This window comes from Bradyrhizobium sp. AZCC 1610 (assembly GCF_036924515.1).
Lineage (GTDB): Bacteria > Pseudomonadota > Alphaproteobacteria > Rhizobiales > Xanthobacteraceae > Bradyrhizobium.
The window spans coordinates 3,766,746-3,783,461 of record NZ_JAZHRR010000001.1 but is presented as its reverse complement, the minus strand read 5'-3'; the positions used below and the strand labels follow the sequence as shown (position 1 = coordinate 3,783,461).

General features: G+C 60.7%; 14 protein-coding genes and 1 tRNA gene. 8 read left to right on the top strand and 7 right to left on the bottom strand.

Features of this window, described 5'->3' with window-relative positions; translation table 11 throughout:
• The first annotated feature begins 29 nt into the window (after positions 1 to 29).
• The 6 genes from V1279_RS18725 to V1279_RS18700 all read left to right on the top strand — a co-directional run bounded on the left by V1279_RS18725 (position 30) and on the right by V1279_RS18700 (position 6,242).
• Positions 30 to 236, top strand: a complete 207-nt coding sequence (locus V1279_RS18725; RefSeq protein ID WP_334438691.1) for a hypothetical protein — start codon at positions 30 to 32, stop codon at positions 234 to 236.
• Positions 233 to 1,708, top strand: coding sequence for an Asp-tRNA(Asn)/Glu-tRNA(Gln) amidotransferase subunit GatA (gene gatA / locus V1279_RS18720; protein WP_334438689.1), 1,476 nt, complete (start codon positions 233 to 235; stop codon positions 1,706 to 1,708). Before V1279_RS18725 ends, gatA begins: the two co-directional genes overlap by 4 nt.
• A 2-nt stretch (positions 1,709 to 1,710) precedes the next feature.
• A complete protein-coding gene (locus V1279_RS18715) occupies positions 1,711 to 2,004 on the top strand; it encodes a hypothetical protein (protein ID WP_334438686.1) in 294 nt (97 codons plus the stop codon).
• Positions 2,001 to 3,485, top strand: a complete 1,485-nt coding sequence (gatB, locus tag V1279_RS18710) for an Asp-tRNA(Asn)/Glu-tRNA(Gln) amidotransferase subunit GatB (RefSeq protein WP_334438684.1) — start codon at positions 2,001 to 2,003, stop codon at positions 3,483 to 3,485. The genes V1279_RS18715 and gatB overlap by 4 nt, the downstream gene beginning before the upstream one ends.
• Positions 3,486 to 5,013: 1,528 nt before the next feature.
• Positions 5,014 to 5,280 carry a hypothetical protein gene (locus V1279_RS18705; RefSeq protein WP_334446456.1) on the top strand — a complete coding sequence of 89 codons (267 nt, stop codon included), beginning with the start codon at positions 5,014 to 5,016 and terminating at the stop codon, positions 5,278 to 5,280.
• A gap of 191 nt (positions 5,281 to 5,471) precedes the next feature.
• Entirely contained in the window at positions 5,472 to 6,242 is a 771-nt protein-coding gene (locus V1279_RS18700) for a tetratricopeptide repeat protein (RefSeq protein WP_334438682.1), read from the top strand.
• Positions 6,243 to 6,248: 6 nt separating this feature from the next.
• Here V1279_RS18700 and V1279_RS18695 read toward each other — a convergent pair whose 3' ends face one another.
• The 3 genes from V1279_RS18695 to V1279_RS18685 form a co-directional block, all read right to left on the bottom strand.
• Positions 6,249 to 6,965, bottom strand: a complete 717-nt coding sequence (locus tag V1279_RS18695) for a hypothetical protein (RefSeq protein WP_334438679.1) — start codon at positions 6,963 to 6,965, stop codon at positions 6,249 to 6,251.
• The gene (locus V1279_RS18690; RefSeq protein ID WP_334438676.1) at positions 6,962 to 7,234 is read right to left on the bottom strand and encodes a GIY-YIG nuclease family protein; all 273 of its coding nucleotides are present in this window, start codon (positions 7,232 to 7,234) and stop codon (positions 6,962 to 6,964) included. The genes V1279_RS18695 and V1279_RS18690 overlap by 4 nt, the downstream gene beginning before the upstream one ends.
• A 101-nt stretch (positions 7,235 to 7,335) precedes the next feature.
• Positions 7,336 to 7,429 (bottom strand) — tRNA-Ser (locus V1279_RS18685).
• A gap of 960 nt (positions 7,430 to 8,389) precedes the next feature.
• Here V1279_RS18685 and V1279_RS18680 point away from each other — a divergent pair.
• Together V1279_RS18680 and V1279_RS18675 are read left to right on the top strand one after the other, a co-directional pair.
• Positions 8,390 to 9,961, top strand: coding sequence for a porin (locus V1279_RS18680; protein ID WP_334438673.1), 1,572 nt, complete (start codon positions 8,390 to 8,392; stop codon positions 9,959 to 9,961).
• Positions 9,962 to 10,492: 531 nt separating this feature from the next.
• The gene (locus tag V1279_RS18675; protein ID WP_334438670.1) at positions 10,493 to 12,055 is read left to right on the top strand and encodes a porin; all 1,563 of its coding nucleotides are present in this window, start codon (positions 10,493 to 10,495) and stop codon (positions 12,053 to 12,055) included.
• 232 nt (positions 12,056 to 12,287) lie between these two features.
• Here the strand turns inward: V1279_RS18675 and V1279_RS18670 are convergent, their stop codons facing one another.
• From V1279_RS18670 to V1279_RS18655, 4 genes are all read right to left on the bottom strand, one after another.
• Positions 12,288 to 13,340 (bottom strand): SphA family protein, encoded by a 1,053-nt coding sequence (locus tag V1279_RS18670; RefSeq protein WP_334438667.1) that lies wholly within the window; start codon positions 13,338 to 13,340, stop codon positions 12,288 to 12,290.
• Positions 13,341 to 13,613: 273 nt separating this feature from the next.
• Complete coding sequence (locus tag V1279_RS18665) at positions 13,614 to 14,723, bottom strand: HlyD family secretion protein (RefSeq protein WP_334438665.1); 1,110 nt, start codon at positions 14,721 to 14,723, stop codon at positions 13,614 to 13,616.
• Positions 14,724 to 14,774: 51 nt separating this feature from the next.
• Entirely contained in the window at positions 14,775 to 15,749 is a 975-nt protein-coding gene (locus V1279_RS18660) for an HAD family hydrolase (protein WP_442894897.1), read from the bottom strand.
• Between the two features lie 146 nt (positions 15,750 to 15,895).
• On the bottom strand, positions 15,896 to 16,675 hold the full coding sequence (locus V1279_RS18655; protein WP_334438659.1) for a hypothetical protein: 780 nt from the start codon (positions 16,673 to 16,675) through the stop codon (positions 15,896 to 15,898).
• Between the last annotated feature and the right edge of the window lie 41 nt (positions 16,676 to 16,716).

The window sequence follows — 16,716 nt, the reverse complement described above, 5'->3', positions numbered from 1 at the left end:
CTAAAGATTCTGATGAGATCGGAAGTCCGATGTGTCTGCTCTGCGACGATGAAAAGGCCTATCAGGCCTACATGAACTACCTCGACGCGATGGAGCGGCAGGGCAAGGCCGCCGATCCCGACAAGGCGATGGACGCTGTGCTCGATCAGCTCGAGGCCGCCGACAAGGCCCGCGCCAACGATCCCGGCAACGACAAGACGCTTTCTCCGTTCTTCTGCAGCCCGATCAATAAATGACCGACCTGACATCGATGACGATCGCCGAGGCCAAAGCCGGCCTCGCGAACAAGTCTTTCACCTCGCTTGAACTGACCGATGCGCATCTTGCCGCAATCGAAGCGGCGCGTTCGCTCAACGCCTTCATCCTGGAGACGCCGGATCAGGCGCGTGCCATGGCGCGCGCGATCGACGCCAGGATCGCCAGGGGCGAGGGCGGACCGCTCGCGGGCATTCCGCTGGGGATCAAGGATTTGTTCGCGACCAAGGACGTGCGCACCACCGCGTGCTCGAAAATCCTCGGCAATTTCGTGCCGCCTTACGAATCCACCGTCACCTCGCAGCTCTGGCGCGATGGCGCTGTCATGCTCGGCAAGCTCAACAACGACGAGTTTGCGATGGGCTCGTCGAACGAGACCTCGTGTTTTGGTCCGGTGGTCAATCCGTGGCGGCGTGAAGGTTCCAACACCTCGCTGGTGCCCGGCGGCTCGTCCGGCGGATCGGCATCCGCCGTGGCGGCGCTGCTCTGCATGGGCGCGACCGCGACCGACACCGGCGGCTCGATCCGCCAGCCCGCCGCCTTCACCGCAACTGTCGGCGTCAAGCCGACCTATGGCCGCTGCTCGCGCTGGGGCATCGTGGCGTTCGCGTCTTCGCTTGATCAGGCGGGGCCGATCGCGCGCACGGTGCGCGATTCTGCCATCCTGATGCGCTCAATGGCCGGGCACGATCCGAAGGACACGACCTCCGTCGATATCGGCGTCCCCGATTACGAAGCCGCGATCGGAAAATCCGTCAAGGGCATGAAGATCGGCATCCCGAAGGAGTACCGCCTCGACGGCATGCCGGCGGAAATCGAAAAGCTCTGGACCGAGGGCGCGGCGTGGCTGAAGGCGGCCGGCGCCGAGCTGGTCGAGGTGTCGCTGCCGCACACCAAATACGCGCTGCCGGCCTATTACATCGTGGCGCCGGCGGAAGCCTCGTCCAACCTCGCGCGCTACGATGGCGTGCGCTACGGCCTGCGCGTGCCCGGCCGTTCGATCGGCGAATTATACGAGAACACCCGCGCCGAGGGTTTTGGCGACGAAGTCCGCCGCCGCGTCATGATCGGCACCTACGTGCTCTCGGCCGGCTATTACGACGCCTATTATCTGCGCGCGCAAAAAGTCCGCACCCTGATCAAGAAGGATTTTGAGGACTGCTTCGCCAAGGGCGTGAACGCGATCCTGACGCCGGCGACGCCGTCGGCGGCCTTCGGCGTCGGCGAAAAGGGCGGCGCCGATCCGGTCGAGATGTATCTCAACGACATTTTTACGGTGACGGTGAACATGGCGGGATTGCCGGGCATCGCCGTGCCCGCCGGCAAGGACGCGCAAGGGCTGCCGCTTGGCCTGCAACTGATCGGCCGTCCGTTTGATGAACAGACGCTGTTCTCGCTCGGCGAAGTCGTGGAGCAGGCGGCCGGCCGCTTCACGCCGCCGCGCTGGTGGTAGCGATGGCGGATTTCCGCGCCACTCTCGCGGACGCTGCGCCAGCACCCAGCCTGGAACCACCGCTGGCTGCATTGTGGTGGGCCGCCAAGGGCGAATGGGATCAGGCACACAAGATCGTGCAGGATGAAGGAAGCGCCGAGGCCGCCTGGGTGCATGCCTATCTGCACCGTGTCGAGGGCGATCTTGGCAATGCCGGCTACTGGTACCGTCAGGCCGGCCAGCCGGTGGCGAAGGATTCTCTGGAAGCCGAATGGGAGCGGATCGTGTCCGCGCTGCTCGGGAGTGGAAAAGCATGAACGTGTCAGGCAAGCCGGGAAAATTGATCAAGGGCCAGACCGGCGACTGGGAGGTCGTCATCGGACTGGAGGTGCATGCCCAGGTCACCTCGAAGTCAAAGTTGTTCTCCGCGGCCTCGACCGAATTCGGCGGCGAGCCGAACAGCCATGTCTCGCTGGTCGATGCCGCGATGCCGGGCATGCTGCCCGTGATCAACGAAGAGTGCGTCCGCCAAGCGGTGCGCACCGGGCTCGGCCTTAACGCGCAGATCAATCTGCGCTCGGTGTTCGACCGCAAGAACTATTTCTATCCCGACTCGCCGCAGGGCTACCAGATCAGCCAGTACAAGTCGCCGATCGTGGGCGAGGGCGAGGTCGTGGTCGAACTGGACGGCGGCAAGACCGCGACCGTCGGGATCGAGCGGCTGCATCTCGAGCAGGATGCCGCCAAGTTGCTGCATGACCAGAGCCCGACCATGTCCTATGTCGACCTCAACCGGTCCGGCGTGGCGCTGATGGAGATCGTATCAAAACCTGATATCCGCGATGCCGAGCAGGCCAAGGCCTATGTGACCAAGCTGCGCTCGATCCTGCGCTATCTCGGCACATGTGACGGCGACATGGAGAAGGGAAGCTTGCGCGCCGATGTGAACGTTTCCGTGCGTAAGCCCGGTGGCCCGCTCGGCACTCGCTGCGAAATCAAGAACATGAACTCGATCAACTTCATCGGCCAGGCGATCGAGTACGAGGCGCGGCGCCAGATCGAGATCATCGAGGATGGCGGCACGATCGACCAGGAGACGCGGCTGTTCGACCCGAACAAGGGCGAGACGCGCTCAATGCGCTCCAAGGAAGAGGCGCATGATTATCGCTATTTCCCGGATCCCGACCTGCTGCCGCTCGAGTTCACGCAGAGCTATGTCGACAAGCTCAAGTCGGAGCTGCCGGAATTGCCGGACCAGAAGAAGGCGCGCTTCATCGAGAGCCTCGGTCTGTCGCCCTACGATGCCGGCGTGCTGGTGGCCGAGCGCGAGAGCGCGGTGTTCTACGAAACCGTGCTCGCTGGTCTTGCCGACAAGGCGCGCGACGGCAAGCTCGCGGCCAACTGGGTGATCAACGAGCTGTTCGGGCGTCTCAACAAGGAAGGCCATGGCATCACGGACTCGCCGGTGTCGGCGGCGCAGTTGGCCGCGATCGTCGACCTGATCGGCGAGGGCACGATCTCAGGCAAGATCGCAAAAGACCTGTTCGAGATCGTCTGGACCGAAGGCGGCGACCCGCGCGAGCTGGTGGAGACGCGCGGCATGAAGCAGGTCACGGATTTGGGCGCGATCGAGAAGGTCGTCGACGACATCATCGCGGCCAATCCGGACAAGGTCGCGCAGGCGAAAGCCAAGCCGCAACTCGCCGGCTGGTTCGTCGGCCAGGTGATGAAGCAGTCCGGCGGCAAGGCCAATCCGCTGGCGGTGAATGATCTCTTGAAGGCGAAGCTCGGCATCTGAGTCGTCCCGTAACGGGACACGCTGCAGCGTCCTTGATGTCGCGATCGAGACGTGCGTGGATGTATCGATCGTCTGCCGTGACCCAAAACCTGACCGTCGCGACAGCAAGCGCGCATCCGAATCGGCGATCGCGATTCGTCCGAAAAGTTCGTTTTGGCGCGCATCGGCGAGACTTCAGCGCTGTGACCACGAAAATTTTTTTGTTGCCAAACCGTGCGACTCAGAGTCCGCGCGCGCGGCTTTTTGACACCGCCGATGAGTCGCTGCGACATCAACCGTTCATCGATCGTCGTCGTCGCAAATTCAAAAATGCGCAACTGTACAGGCGATTTCTGCAATACTGACCAGCGACGGTGCGCATCGCTTCGCCATTTTCTGCATCGAAGCGCGAGCATGTTACGATGTCGCAGACGTCGTCGCTTGGCGCGCTCTCACATTGCCCCGTCAACACTTCCTTAAGCGGGCGCTGTTTTTTTGAATGCGTTGGTGTATTCGGGATGTAGTGCATTTCGATTCCCGAGTGCACGCAGCGATTAAGCCATCTCACTTACATTAGGAGGGCAACATGGCCAAGAAAGCTAAGAAGGCAAAGAAGGCGAAGAGCGCAGTGAAGAAGACTGCGAAGAAGACCCGCAAGGTCGCCAAGAAGAAGAAGTAACTTCGCTTCTCCAAGAATTGCCGGCGGCTTGATGCCGGCACGTCACACGAGCCCCGGATAAAACTCTGAAGGCTCTGGTCGACGAAAGAGGGTGTCGGCGAGACATCAGGTCAAACGGCTGGATCGTATTTCGCAAAGAGCGTTCTTTCAAAAGAAGCCCGCTCTTTCAAAGCCGGTCCGGCAGAAGAAACAAGTTTTTCTTCGTTCGGTGCGGGTGTCCTTAACCACCCGCAATTTCACCGGGCCCAAAGCCCGGCATGAAATCTGGTCCTGACGTGTTCGCCGACGCCCTCGTTCCCTCGGGGCGTACTTGTCCCCGGAACGTACGCTTTCCTCGTTCCCCGAAGCGTTCCGATAGCCCACGCATCAGGCGTCCGGCGCTGAAGTCTTCCCTCACTTCATTCGATTGTTCGCAGGCCCGGTCGTTTCGCTGCCGCCTGTTGCTCCAGGCGCGTCACCGCCCGCGAATTCGGGTTCCGGTACGCCGTCAACTCCCGAATGGTCGCAGTAGCTGCGCAATTTCAGATCATCTGCTGGAACCCGTCATCGCGCGGCGGTTGCGGCCTGCCCGGTGACAAGGCTGATGACACCGACCTTGCTGCAATGGTTATCGTTCTGCGAAACCGCAGGGTAAACCGAACTTCACGATTGACCACTTCTCCCTGTGCCGCAGGCGCTTCTGCGATTTTGCGTTCGGCAGCGCAATGCGCGCGTTTACACCCCGTTCATCGCGAACCTTAAACTGCCCTTCAAATTTGATCGGTCATGATCATCCCAACAACAGACCGGAAAACGGCGTTGGGGATGTTTCAACAGTGGACAGGGGCCGCGCTCGGGGCAGGGCGGCAACGATAAAAAGGGGATACTTTGATGTTTCAGGGGCAATTTGATCTGGACACGGCGACGCCGGTTGAAGCCACGGCGATCCCGGATGTGCTGTTCGAGCGCGGCTTGTACTGGGCAAGCGGTCGTTCCGGCGTGGTCAATCTCGTTGCCGCGCATAAATGGTTCAATCTTGCTGCACTCAAGGGCCGTGCGGATGCCATCTCCATGCGCCGCGAGGTCGCCGCGATGATGTCCGACGCCGAGATCGCCACCGCGCAGCGCGAAGCCCGTACCTGGATGACGGCACACTGAGGACGACGCCTTCCGGCCGGCGCCGTGGCGGCTGGAGCGGAAATCGCGGAGAAATCCGGACCGGCCGGCTAGCGCAATCTTGTATATGGCCTATTCTTGGGTCGATGTCGAAGCGCCCGCCACATCCTTCGAATATCCAACGGCCGGGTTCGAGCAGTCAGGCGCTCGAAAGCGCGGCGTTTGCGTTGCGGATGCAGCGTCCCAATGAGGCCGAGCGGCTTGCCTTCGGCGTATTGAAATCGGACCGGGGCAATGCCCTTGCTGCGCAAATTCTCGGACGCGCGCTGCTGATGCAGAACCGCGCCGACGAGGCGATCGCCCCGTTGGAGAGGGCGGCGCGTCGCAGTGACGATCCGCAGCTCGAAACCCTGCTGGCCGGGGCATTGGCCGCCATCGGGCGGGGCGACGAGGCGCTTGACCGGTTGCGCCGGACCATTGCGCGGCGGCCGCCGTTTCCACCGGCGTTTCTCGAATATGCGGGCCAGCTTGGCAAAATTGGACGCGTCGACGAGGCCATCGCGGTGCTCGAAAGTGGGCTTGCGCTCACCCCCGAGGCGGTCGATCTGCGAACGGAGCTTGGATATCTCCATGTCAAACGCAACGATCGCGCCAAGGCGCGCGAAATTCTTTCGCAACAGCTCGCGGCAGCGCCGGAGCGGTACGACGTTCTGGTTGGGTTGGCCAAGGTGATGGCGCTGGACGGTGAATATGCCGCCGCCGCAGATCTCTATAGACGTGCGCTCGGGATGCGGCCCGACGATGCCGTGACGCGAAACAATCTCGGCATATGCCAGCTTGAGATGGGTGAGCGCGAGGCGGGAGAAGCGAACCTGCGTACAATCACGCGTGGCGCCCCGCAGTTGGCCGGGCTGGCGATCACCTCGCTTGCCGCCGCCTCGCACGGCCGATTCTTCCTGCGGCCGAGCGCGGCCGCGAAGTTCCTGGGCGTTGAACGAACCTGATTGTCTTTATGCCCGGAACTGCCGCCGATAGATGCCGGTCTCGCGGTAGATCGCGGTTGTGAGATCGTGCGTCCGCTGCGCTTCTTCTTTGGTGAATGTCGTCGTGCGCGCCACCCAGCTTTCTCGCTTCACCGGGATGCATTGAGCGACCGGTGTGCCCTTCGGCAGCACGCCGCTGAAATTCGCGTCGTGCCAATGCGCCGGAAAATGTATCCAGTTGTCATGGTAGAGGTCGCAATCGACCAGACCGGTCAGCGTGGTGAACGGCAGGTCGAAGCGGTTGGCCGGATGCGTGAACAGCAGCGAGTAGCCTTCCGGCGCCTCGATCGTCCAGAGGTTATGGAATTTGATCAGGAACCGATCGGCGTCGAACAGCGGCGTGCCGCTGACCTGACTGGCGTCGTGGAATCCGATCGGCGAGCGTACGAAACTGACCTCTCCGCCCGGCGGCAGATCGTTATCCCAGGTGAATTCGCCATTCTCGACCTTCAGGTCGCAGATCAGTGGAATCAAAAAGCCGGAGGTCATGGCGTCGATAAAGGGCGGGCAACGCTTGAGCGTGTCGCCGACCCGGGAAAGGACCGGATTGAATGCCTGTGATGGCATCGCCTTGAACCAGTCGGGCACACCGAGCGCTGCCGGCACTGGTGGTGGCAGCAGCCCGTCCAGTTCGATCGGGCAGCGGAACGTCAGCGCCATCGAACTCTCTTGCTGCGATGTCATACTTTGCTCCTGGGTGGGACGTTCGATGCTCGCGCTGCTGAACTGTGTGACGCCGGGCGATACGTTTGCAATCGTGACGGCTCCGAGCGCGCTGCCGATTTGCGAGCCGTTGCTTCATCGCCCACCGCCACATATGAACGAAGAATCAAGGGCAAATACTTGTTGGTCGAGATGACATGTCCTTGGGACGCCACTCTACGTCGCAGATCGTCCGTCGAGCCGACGTAGATGTCGCCATTGCTCAGTTCGAGGAAGTAGACGTACCACACGTGGTTACAGTCTCCCTGCGCTCCTACGGAGCTTCGGGAGACACCCTTGGCTCTGCCGGCCTTCGGGTGGCCTGCCACCCGAATCCCGTCAGGGCGAAGGGTGGCGGAGCCGGAGGGATTCGAACCCTCGATAGGGCTTTACAACCCTATAACGGTTTAGCAAACCGCCGCCTTCAGCCACTCGGCCACAGCTCCATCAGCGCGGATATGCCTGACGCGAGGGCCAGCCGCAAGCGGCAGATTCAGATTAGGCCAAGGCCATTTAGAGGCGCAGTCGCTCGGCGCGTATTCCTCACGAGCGGCCGATATCCCGTATCCCGCGTTTAGGCGCTTCTTTCCGGGCTCTGTGGTCTCGATGACACGCAGGCGGCTCGACAACCGGCTCGGCGTGCGCGGCGCAAGACCTGACCCCTGCGGGGAGTGCTTGTCTCACGCGCCGCGTCGAAATCGCGTGAAATTGATTCGATGTCGCCGGCGGAGCGTTTCGATTCCACGCAAATCACGGTTCCAGATCGCGGCGCGCGAGCGGCGGGATGTGCCGCACCCCACAAATGCATTTCGACCCCGAGAAATGTCAGGCTTCCATCATCTTTGGCCGGTTTTTGGCCCTGGTTGGGCGTCCGTCGACGGTGAGACGCCCGTTGTGGCCTGCGCCCGCATGCGATGAGCCTCGTACGTAGCCTCTATAATGGGTGCGTAATCGCCCGCTGCGGATTCGGCGACCTCGCCCTCGATTCGATGTGAGAGAGATGCGCTGGCGGCCACGAGCCGCTTGTTGCGCTGCCACCGTCACAATCGGCAGCCAATTGGAACTAATCAAAAATACCGAACAGAAACAACAGCTTGCAGAGATACTTCGATCACGAACACGTGTTATTTGTGCAACACCCTTCGGAAAAGGGGCGGAGTCAGGCCGTTCGAAGCGGTTCCTTTGTTGCGTGTGCAGGAGTCCTCGGTAATTGTGATCACGCGACGGAGGGGGGCATCCCGAGGTCGTCCCGTTTTAGGTGGTTCGCTTAAGTCCCTCGCGTTCATGCGGGAGTGTCCGAAGGCGCGAAGCGACTAAGCGGGTTTCAAGGGACAAGGGAACCAACCTTAGGGTGTTACACCCAGCGGATCCGGAACCTTCCCTACAGAGCAACTTGGAGGTTTAATATGAAGATGGTTAAGAGCCTTATTCTCGGCTCAGCGGCGGGTCTGATCGCCATGAGCGGAGCTCAGGCTGCCGATCTTCCCGTAAAGGCCAAAGCGGTCGAGTACGTGAGGATCTGCTCCCTGTACGGTGCTGGTTTCTACTACATCCCGGGCACTGACACCTGCATCAAGCTGGGTGGTTATCTGCGCGTTGATACCACGTTCAACAGCAGCGGTACCCAGAACGCACCGGCTTGGTCCGGTGATTCCGGTCAAGGCAATCGCTATCGCGATTACTTCTCTACCCGTGCTCGTCTGGCGTTGACCGTCGATACGCGCACCGCGACCGAATACGGCGTCGTCCGTACCTTCGGCCAGGGCGACTTCACGTTCGACACGTTGGGCTCCAGCCGCAACCCGAACGTTCTGGCTACCAACCTCGGCAACAACCCGCAGCTGCTCATGACCGCAGGCGGCGGCTATGTCGCGGTTGAATTCGCGTTCATCCAGTTCGCTGGATTCACCTTCGGTAAGTCTGCTTCGGCTTACTCGGCGCCTTGGCATGGTTATCCGGGCAACAACTCCTCGTTCCTGCTCGGCGGCAATGACAGCGTCACCGGTGTGAACAACATCCAGTATACCGCTCAGTTCGGCAACGGCGTGTCCGGCACCATCGGTCTCGATGATCCGACCGTCTTCAGCCGTACCAATATATTCAACCTGGATACTGGTCTTCCGGCGAGCGGCTCTGGCGCGACCGGCAATGCTTATGCCGGCGTGCATGCTCCTGACATCGTCGGTAACATCCGCATCGATCAGGCTTGGGGTCTGTTCCAGCTTTCGGCCAGGGGACACCTCATAAATGCGTCGTACAACGACCTTACTCTTGGTACCGCCCAGCCGAACAATTTCTCTGAACTCAGCGGTCACCCCGAAGACAAGTGGGGCTACTCGGTGCAAGCCGCGTTGCAGATCAAGAACATCCCGACCGGTGCCGGCGACGACATCAAGGTCAGCGCAACCTACGCAAAGGGTGTCACGAAGGACGTCATCGCCACCAGCGGCGGTTCGCCGAACTTCCTGATCTTCGGGCCACAAGGCGGCGGTGCTACGGCGTTTGGCGCGTATCAGAGCGTTGGCTTTGGTGCCACCACGGACGCTATCTTCCTCCCCGTGGCGAATGGCGGCGACGGAACCCTCCATCTGACGAGTTCTTACGGCGTCCGTGGTGCGTTTAACCACAACTGGGATCCGTACTGGTCGTCGAGCCTGTTCGGCAGCTACTCGGCCGTTCGTTACGACGGTACCGCGAAGCTGTTCTACTGTGCAGCGTTCACCGCAGCCGTCATTCCCGTGGCCGGCACGGGCTTCAGCTGCAACCCGGACTTCAACGTAGCGCAAGCGGGCTTGGTCACCCGTTGGACTCCCGTCAAGAACCTGACGTTCTCGGCCGAAGTCATGTGGACCGGACTCGACCAGAAGTTCACTGGTGCGGCTGTGGCTACACCTGCGGCTCCCAAGCCGACAGCGGCCTACAACTTCGCCGACCAGAACTTGTTCAACCTCAACGTTCGCGTTCAGCGTAACTTCTGATCCTGATCGTCTGATACCACTCTAAAAGAACCCCCGGCAGGAAACTGCCGGGGGTTCAACTATTTGGTGCTCGCTGCGATGATTTCGCCCTAATGCTTGCGATACGATTTGGGCTCAAGGCGCTTCGGAGACCGCCTATCTTCTCCTGAAGAGCGAAGCAACGAACAAGCTTGGAGGCTTCTTGGGGCGGAGCGCCGGCTCACGCATTGGATGACGCTGCCCCCAGGTGAACTGGAAAGCTACTCAGGGCCGCCCTTACAACGCATGATCTGCATCGTATTCGCAGCGCGATCGATGTCCTGTTCTGAAATTCGGCGTTGTTAAAGATTGCACGAGACGCGGAGGTCGATCGCACAACGTTTTATCGTGCGTTCCGAAATTTCAGCAATAAAATTGAGTTGCAGAAAAATCACACTTTGTACTGAATCCGAAGGTCCTCACGTGCTTGTCACTCACTAAAGCTAGTGTTGCGCTATCAACTCAACCCAGCAAGCTGCGCAGGAAAGCGCCTGCGAACGTAGGGGAATACATATGCGTGCAATAAGAAACGCTATCTTCACATCGGCGGCGAGCCTGCTCGCTATTAGCGGGGTCCAGGCGGCCGACCTTCCGGTCAAGGCGAAAGCGATCGAATATGTCAGGGTCTGCTCCCTTTACGGCGCGGGGTTCTTCTACATCCCCGGCACTGACACCTGCATCAAGTTGGGCGGTTATCTGCGCGTCGACACCACCTTCAACGGCGGCGCCCACGGTGCGCCGGCCTGGAATGGCGATATCGGCCAGCAGAATCGCTATCGCGATTACTTCGTTTCCCGTTCGCGCATGGCATTGACCGTCGACACGCGCACCGCGACCGAATACGGCGTCGTTCGCACCTTCGGTCAGGGCGACTTCCAGTTCACCACGCTCGGCGGCAGCAGCCGCAACCCGAACTCCCTAGCTACCAACCTCGGCAACAATCCGCAGCTACTCGACACCGCTGGCGGCGGCTACGTCGCGGTCGAATACCTCTTCATCCAGTTCGCCGGCTTCACGTTCGGTAAATCCGCTTCGGCCTATGCCACGCCGTGGCAGGGTTTCCCGGGCAACCTCAACTCGTCCTTGCTCGGCGGTCAGAACACCGACACCGGCGTCAACAACATCCAGTACACGGCCGAGTTCGGCAACGGCGTGTCGGGCAGCATCGGCCTCGACGATCCGACCGTGTGGGATCGCACATCGCTGTTTAACCTGTCGACCGGCCTCAATGCCGTCGGCACCACCGGCAACGCTTATGGTGGCGTTCATTCTCCTGACATCGTCGGCAGAATCCGTATCGACCAGGCTTGGGGTCTGTTCCAGATTTCAGGTGCGGCGCATCTTGTGAACGGTTCGTACAACACTCTGACCGCCGCGTCCGCTGCACCGAATGCGTTATCCGAAATCAGCGGTCATCCCGAGGACAAGTGGGGCGGTTCGGTGATGGCGGCATTGCAGATCAAGAACCTGCCGACCGGCGCTGGCGACGATATCAAGGTCGATGTGAGTTACGCAAAGGGCCACACCAAGAACGTGATCGCCACCAGCGGAGCCTCGCCCAGCTTCGCGATGTTCGGCGGTAGCAGCGTCGCCTATCAGAGTATCGGCTTTGGTGCGACCACTGACGGCGTCTATCTGCCAGGTGCCGGTGGTACCGGTGGTATCGAACTGACTGAAGCCTATGGCGTCCGTGGCGCGTTCAACCACAACTGGGATCCGTACTGGTCGTCGAGTCTGTTCGGCAGCTATTCTGCCGTTCGCTACAACGGTGCAACGGGCGATCTGACCACAGCCAAGGGCGCATATTGCGCGGCCTATGTCGCCAGCAATCCTGGTCTGAAGTCCGCAGATTTCTCCTGCAATCCGGACTTCAACGTTTCGCAGCTCGGTGTTGTCACCCGCTGGACTCCCGTCAAGAACCTGACGTTCTCGGCCGAAGTCCAATGGTTCCACCTCGACCAGAAGTTTACGGGTACCTCAGTCCTTGGTGCCGCTGCTCCGAAGCCCGCGACTGTTTACGAGTTCAAGGACCAGAATACGTACCTGCTCCAGGTTCGCGCCCAGCGTAACTTCTGATCTCGATCGCCTAGCACTTCTCTACGAGACCCTCGGCAGGAAACTGCCGGGGGTTTTTCCTTGTCGGGTCCGGACATGCGCAGCGTCAGAGCGAACGGTTTCCAAAACAGTTTGAGCCGCCTGCGGGTTTACGGCTGTATACGCGCGCAGCGAGCGCATTGAATCTCGTTGTGTGTTCGGCTGTGCCGCTGGAGAACGAACGACGCGATAGCCAGAGCCGTGAACGAGTCCTCTATTTGGTGATCGAATGTCTCGTTGGCGTAACTGTCGATGTCGGCGCGGCATTCGAGATGGCGAAGGTCAACCAGACGTTCCACCCTTCGGGTCGGTTTTCTGCGGCAAATTCCTTGTAACCCTTGAGATTGAGATATCCCTGCTTGTCTCCAATTGGGAATAGGTAGCCGATTTGGGGGCCAATGCTGAAAACGCGCGATTTGAATCCGTTGAGGAATGGTGCTGCGCCAATATCGTCAGTGATCTGCTGATAGGCGTACCCGACCATACCGACAAAGAGTTGTTTGGATAGAAAGTGCGATGTACCCCAGTCAAAATGGAAGTCGATGCCACTTTGATATTGCGTGGATGGGTTCTCGAAATTGTACGTGAAGCCGCCGACCCCGGAAAATTCGATTCCCGTCGTCGGGTTGAGGTAGGTATAGCCGGCGCCGAAGTCGATGCCGCCATGCCCGATGCCTATGTTGGACAGGCGTCTGGAGTCGTAGGCTCCGACCGGGATGTCGCCGTACCCGTAGACCATGTAATTGTGGACGCCCTGATTCCATTTCAGCGTCACCAACGGATAGAGATCACCGACGCCGGTCAGCGAATCCGACAGAACCCCACTGCGTGTCGCGACAATGGGACCGACCTGTGCGGTCAGCGTACCGGCTATGCTGGTGTCAATGTTGCCGACGGCGCCAATTACGCCGACGGCAAGTTGGCCGCCGAGCACGGGCGTCGCGAAGGTGTAGGTTGGCGCAATAAACAACAGATCGCCACGGGCATCCAGAGTGGCGTTGAGATTGACGTTTGCCGTCGCCGGCACCTGGCCTATCGAGATTTGGCGGGCTGCCGCAACGTTGCCGGAAGCAGCCACGCTGGTGTGATAGGCCACCGTGCCGAGCGACCATCCAGGAACCGCCGGGGCGGCAGCCAGGCTACCGAAAAACCCGGGGAGCCAAAGGGACACGCCGTTCTCGTCCGCCCGGGCTGCCTGAGAATGAAGCGCCAACGCCGCTGCGGCGGTAAATGCCATCCGGCAAATATTCAAGGAAGCGATTTTCATCTTAACCTCCCAAAAACGCGCACAACCAATCAGATCAGAATCGAGGTCCTAAGTCTGTGGTTGTGCGGCCACAGGCTACTCAAAAAGAAGTCGCTCCAAGAAGTGTTTTCGCAAGCCAACTACGCCTTAGTCCTCCATAGCTGGCGTCCCGGACTGACTCCCTTGCCGACGCGTCACCTTGGCTCCGCCGACGCAGGCGAGGGGTGGTGAATAGGTTAACGATACGGACCATTTCGCTTATCGACGACGAGGGGAGATCAACCCAACACTTGCTTAGAGGTAAGCGGTATAGGAGCTAACCCAGACGAGAATGGAGGCAAGAAGTCCGATGACGCCTGCGTTCTGGGCAAACGCTGTTGCATTGCCGGACATTCCGAGCCGCAGCGAATCCCGGCTCATTTGGTCGGGAACGGATATTTCCGCTGGAAAAGCAGCAGCGCCGCCGAGTGACGTCGTTCGGGCAAGCGTCCCTGATACAGCGACCTGGCCCTGACCGATGCCCTTCGGGATAGCGGTGATCTTTGCATGATAGATGCGGCCGGGAACGTTATCGAAGACGATATCGACCGGCGCGCCGATCTTGATCGTCTGGAAGCCATTTTGTGAAAACATCCCAACGATTGTAATCTCGTTTTCGACGACGAACGACATTACCGAGCGGGCCTGCAGCGCACGGTCGCCGACCGTCAACGTTACGAGGGTCACGTAACCGTCGGCTGGCGCTCGAACCGTAGTCTGCGACAATTCCCACTCGGCATTTTCCAACTGCGCCTGAACCTGCGCTACGGTGGTGTTGACGCCGCCAATCTCGGAGTCCAGCGCCAGTTTGGCGCTCTGTTGTGCTGCCCTGGCTGCACTGAGCTGTGCCGATACGGTCTCAAACTGAACCTGGGTATCCTGCTCCCTGAATTCGGTGTTGGCCCCACTCTCGTAGAGCGTCTGAATGTCCTTCAGGCGCTTTGCATTGAATTTGGTCTGCGCCTCCAGTCCAGCAACATTGGCGGTTGCCTGATCGTAGCTCGACTTCAGTATCTGGGCTTGCTGTTGTGCCGCGGCCAGTGAAGCCCGCAGGTGATTCACCTTAAACTGGAACGGCGCCGGGTCTATCTGGAACAGAACGTCAGCCATCTTTACAGGCACGTTCGGCTTTACCGGAATCGCAACGATCTGGCCGCTCACGTTAGGCGTTACCTCGACGACCCGTCCGGTCACCGTTACCTTGCCGGACGGCGTCAGATAATTGAACAGGGCAAGGAATGTCGCCAGGATAAAAGCGCCGATGAAGACCGAGATGGTCCCGGAGAGCCACCCCCAACGCACGACCTTGAATTTCGAGAACACGAGCCAAAGAGCGACAAAGTACAGGCAAAGGATTATGAGCATCGGCCGAGCTCGGCTTTCTTGATACCAGACAGGCGGGCGAGACGCCGCTGCCTAGTCGAAGGCAAAGATCCGCTTCCAGTCGTTCTTCATGTTGACCACCGTCCACTTGTTCACCGCTGCGGCGTCCAGTGCTACGTCGAGCTTGCCGAAATGCGAATGGCGGTCGTAGGCATATTCGCGCTCCGCATCGGTGTGGTGCACGATCAGGCCGAACCGCGCGCCACTGGCGCCGAGCGTCGCCCATTGCAGCATTTCGAGATCGCCGTCGGAATTGCCGAATGCCGCGATCGGGCGGCGGCCGATGTGCTCGTTGATGCCGATCGGCTTTCCCGCCTTGTCGTCGATGAAGTTGATTTCGGGCAGCCGGAACAGCGTTGGCGCGCCGTCCTTCATCTCAAATCGGGTCTTGATCGATGAGCCGATGACCTGCTCCGGTGGAATTCCGTAGATCCGCTCGGTCCAGGGCCGCATGAACTCGATACCGCCGCCTGACGCGATGAAGGTCTTGAAGCCGTTGGCCCGGAGGTAGGCGAGCAGTTCCAGCATCGGCTGGTAGACCAGCTCGGTATAGGGCCGCTTGAAGCGGTGATCACGCGCGGACGCGAGCCAATCGGTGACGATTTTCTCGAACTCCGCCGTGGTCATGCCGGCATGCGTCACGGCGATGATTTCGACCAATCCTTTTTCGCCGGACGCCGCCAGCGCCTTCAGGTCGCCGTCCAGCACCGCTGCGAAAGGCTGCTTGGTCTTCCAGTCCGGATGCATCGGCGCCAGCGCCTTCACGCGGTCAAGCGCGAAGGCCAATTGGATATACATCGGCTGCTCGATCCAGAGCGTGCCGTCATTGTCGAAGGTCGCGATGCGCTGATCGACCGGGACGAAGAAAGGGCCGCCTTGCGTCGTGACCCGCGCGACAAAGTCGAGGATCGAAGCCTTGGTCGCGCCCTCATTCCAGGACGGCAATGGATCGCGTGCCTGTGCCAGCGCGGAGGTGGAGCGGAGCGAGGCAGGGAGCAAGGGTAGCATCGCCAGCGACGAGAGGAGGACGCGGCGGTCAACGAGCGGAAATTGCGCGATCGGTTTCATGGTCGATCCCCTTAGGTTCGTCCTCCGGATCCAGTTTTCAATCATCAATGCTGCGCGCAAAGGCGCATGCATTGCTCGTGCGGTCCTCAGTAGCAGGGCGGGTAGGGATAATAGCCGCAGTAGGGATAGGCGGCATTTGCTGCCGCCGCACCCAGCGCAGCCCCACCCACCGCGGCGGCACCGACCGCTGCAGCACCGTAGCCTCCGCGATACCAGGCGCCGCGAGCGACGTAGGGACGACGCCAGGCGCCGGCTGCGCCGACACCGCCGACCCGCGCGTAGCCGCCGTGGAAGCCGGCGGCGTGGAAGCCGCCCATGCCGCCAGCGTGAAAGCCGCCGCCGTGGAAGCCGCCGAAGCCGAAGCGGTCGATGAAGAGTGCCGCCGGCCCATCGCCGCCGGCCAGATCGCCTTCGAGCACATCCACGTCAAAGGTCAGCCGGTCGCCCTCGAGCTTGGCCGTCTTCAGCACCACGACGGCATCGCGGATTTTCGACCCGTCCGTGCTGAGCACCGAGACGGTGGCGTTCGGCGGATCCTTGGTAAAGCTCTCAGCGCTATCATTGCCCGGCGACCATTCCGCCAGCAGGTCGGTGGTGAGCGAATGCCCCGCCGCCCGCACCGGGCGGTCCGCGAAAACGATCGAGTTGGGCGCTACGCCGGTGAGTGTCAGTTTTCCGCCCTGCAGGCTGGCGCCGCGGGCGTTCATGACGATCAACGACGGCACAATCTCCGGCATGGCCTGGCCGATCGTCTTCTGCAGCGGCTCGTGCTTCGGCGTCGAAGGCGTGGTCTGGGCCAGCGCCGGTGCTGTCCCGCAGAGCAGGAGGGCGATAATCATGCAGCCAGTTCGACTCTTGATGGTCATGATGGACTCCTTTGAATTTCGCTACTCGCTTCCAATCGGAA

Bases quoted from the DNA above. Each gene is read 5' to 3' on its own strand.
- V1279_RS18705 (WP_334446456.1), top strand. From the start codon at position 5,014: ATGTTTCAGGGGCAATTTGATCTGGACACGGCGACGCCGGTTGAAGCC.
- gatA (WP_334438689.1), top strand. From the start codon at position 233: ATGACCGACCTGACATCGATGACGATCGCCGAGGCCAAAGCCGGCCTC.
- V1279_RS18725 (WP_334438691.1), top strand. From the start codon at position 30: ATGTGTCTGCTCTGCGACGATGAAAAGGCCTATCAGGCCTACATGAAC.
- V1279_RS18660 (WP_442894897.1), bottom strand. From the start codon at position 15,749: ATGCTACCCTTGCTCCCTGCCTCGCTCCGCTCCACCTCCGCGCTGGCA.
- gatB (WP_334438684.1), top strand. From the start codon at position 2,001: ATGAACGTGTCAGGCAAGCCGGGAAAATTGATCAAGGGCCAGACCGGC.
- V1279_RS18655 (WP_334438659.1), bottom strand. From the start codon at position 16,675: ATGACCATCAAGAGTCGAACTGGCTGCATGATTATCGCCCTCCTGCTC.
- V1279_RS18675 (WP_334438670.1), top strand. From the start codon at position 10,493: ATGCGTGCAATAAGAAACGCTATCTTCACATCGGCGGCGAGCCTGCTC.
- V1279_RS18700 (WP_334438682.1), top strand. From the start codon at position 5,472: ATGCAGCGTCCCAATGAGGCCGAGCGGCTTGCCTTCGGCGTATTGAAA.
- V1279_RS18715 (WP_334438686.1), top strand. From the start codon at position 1,711: ATGGCGGATTTCCGCGCCACTCTCGCGGACGCTGCGCCAGCACCCAGC.
- V1279_RS18670 (WP_334438667.1), bottom strand. From the start codon at position 13,340: ATGAAAATCGCTTCCTTGAATATTTGCCGGATGGCATTTACCGCCGCA.
- V1279_RS18665 (WP_334438665.1), bottom strand. From the start codon at position 14,723: ATGCTCATAATCCTTTGCCTGTACTTTGTCGCTCTTTGGCTCGTGTTC.
- V1279_RS18695 (WP_334438679.1), bottom strand. From the start codon at position 6,965: ATGACATCGCAGCAAGAGAGTTCGATGGCGCTGACGTTCCGCTGCCCG.
- V1279_RS18680 (WP_334438673.1), top strand. From the start codon at position 8,390: ATGAAGATGGTTAAGAGCCTTATTCTCGGCTCAGCGGCGGGTCTGATC.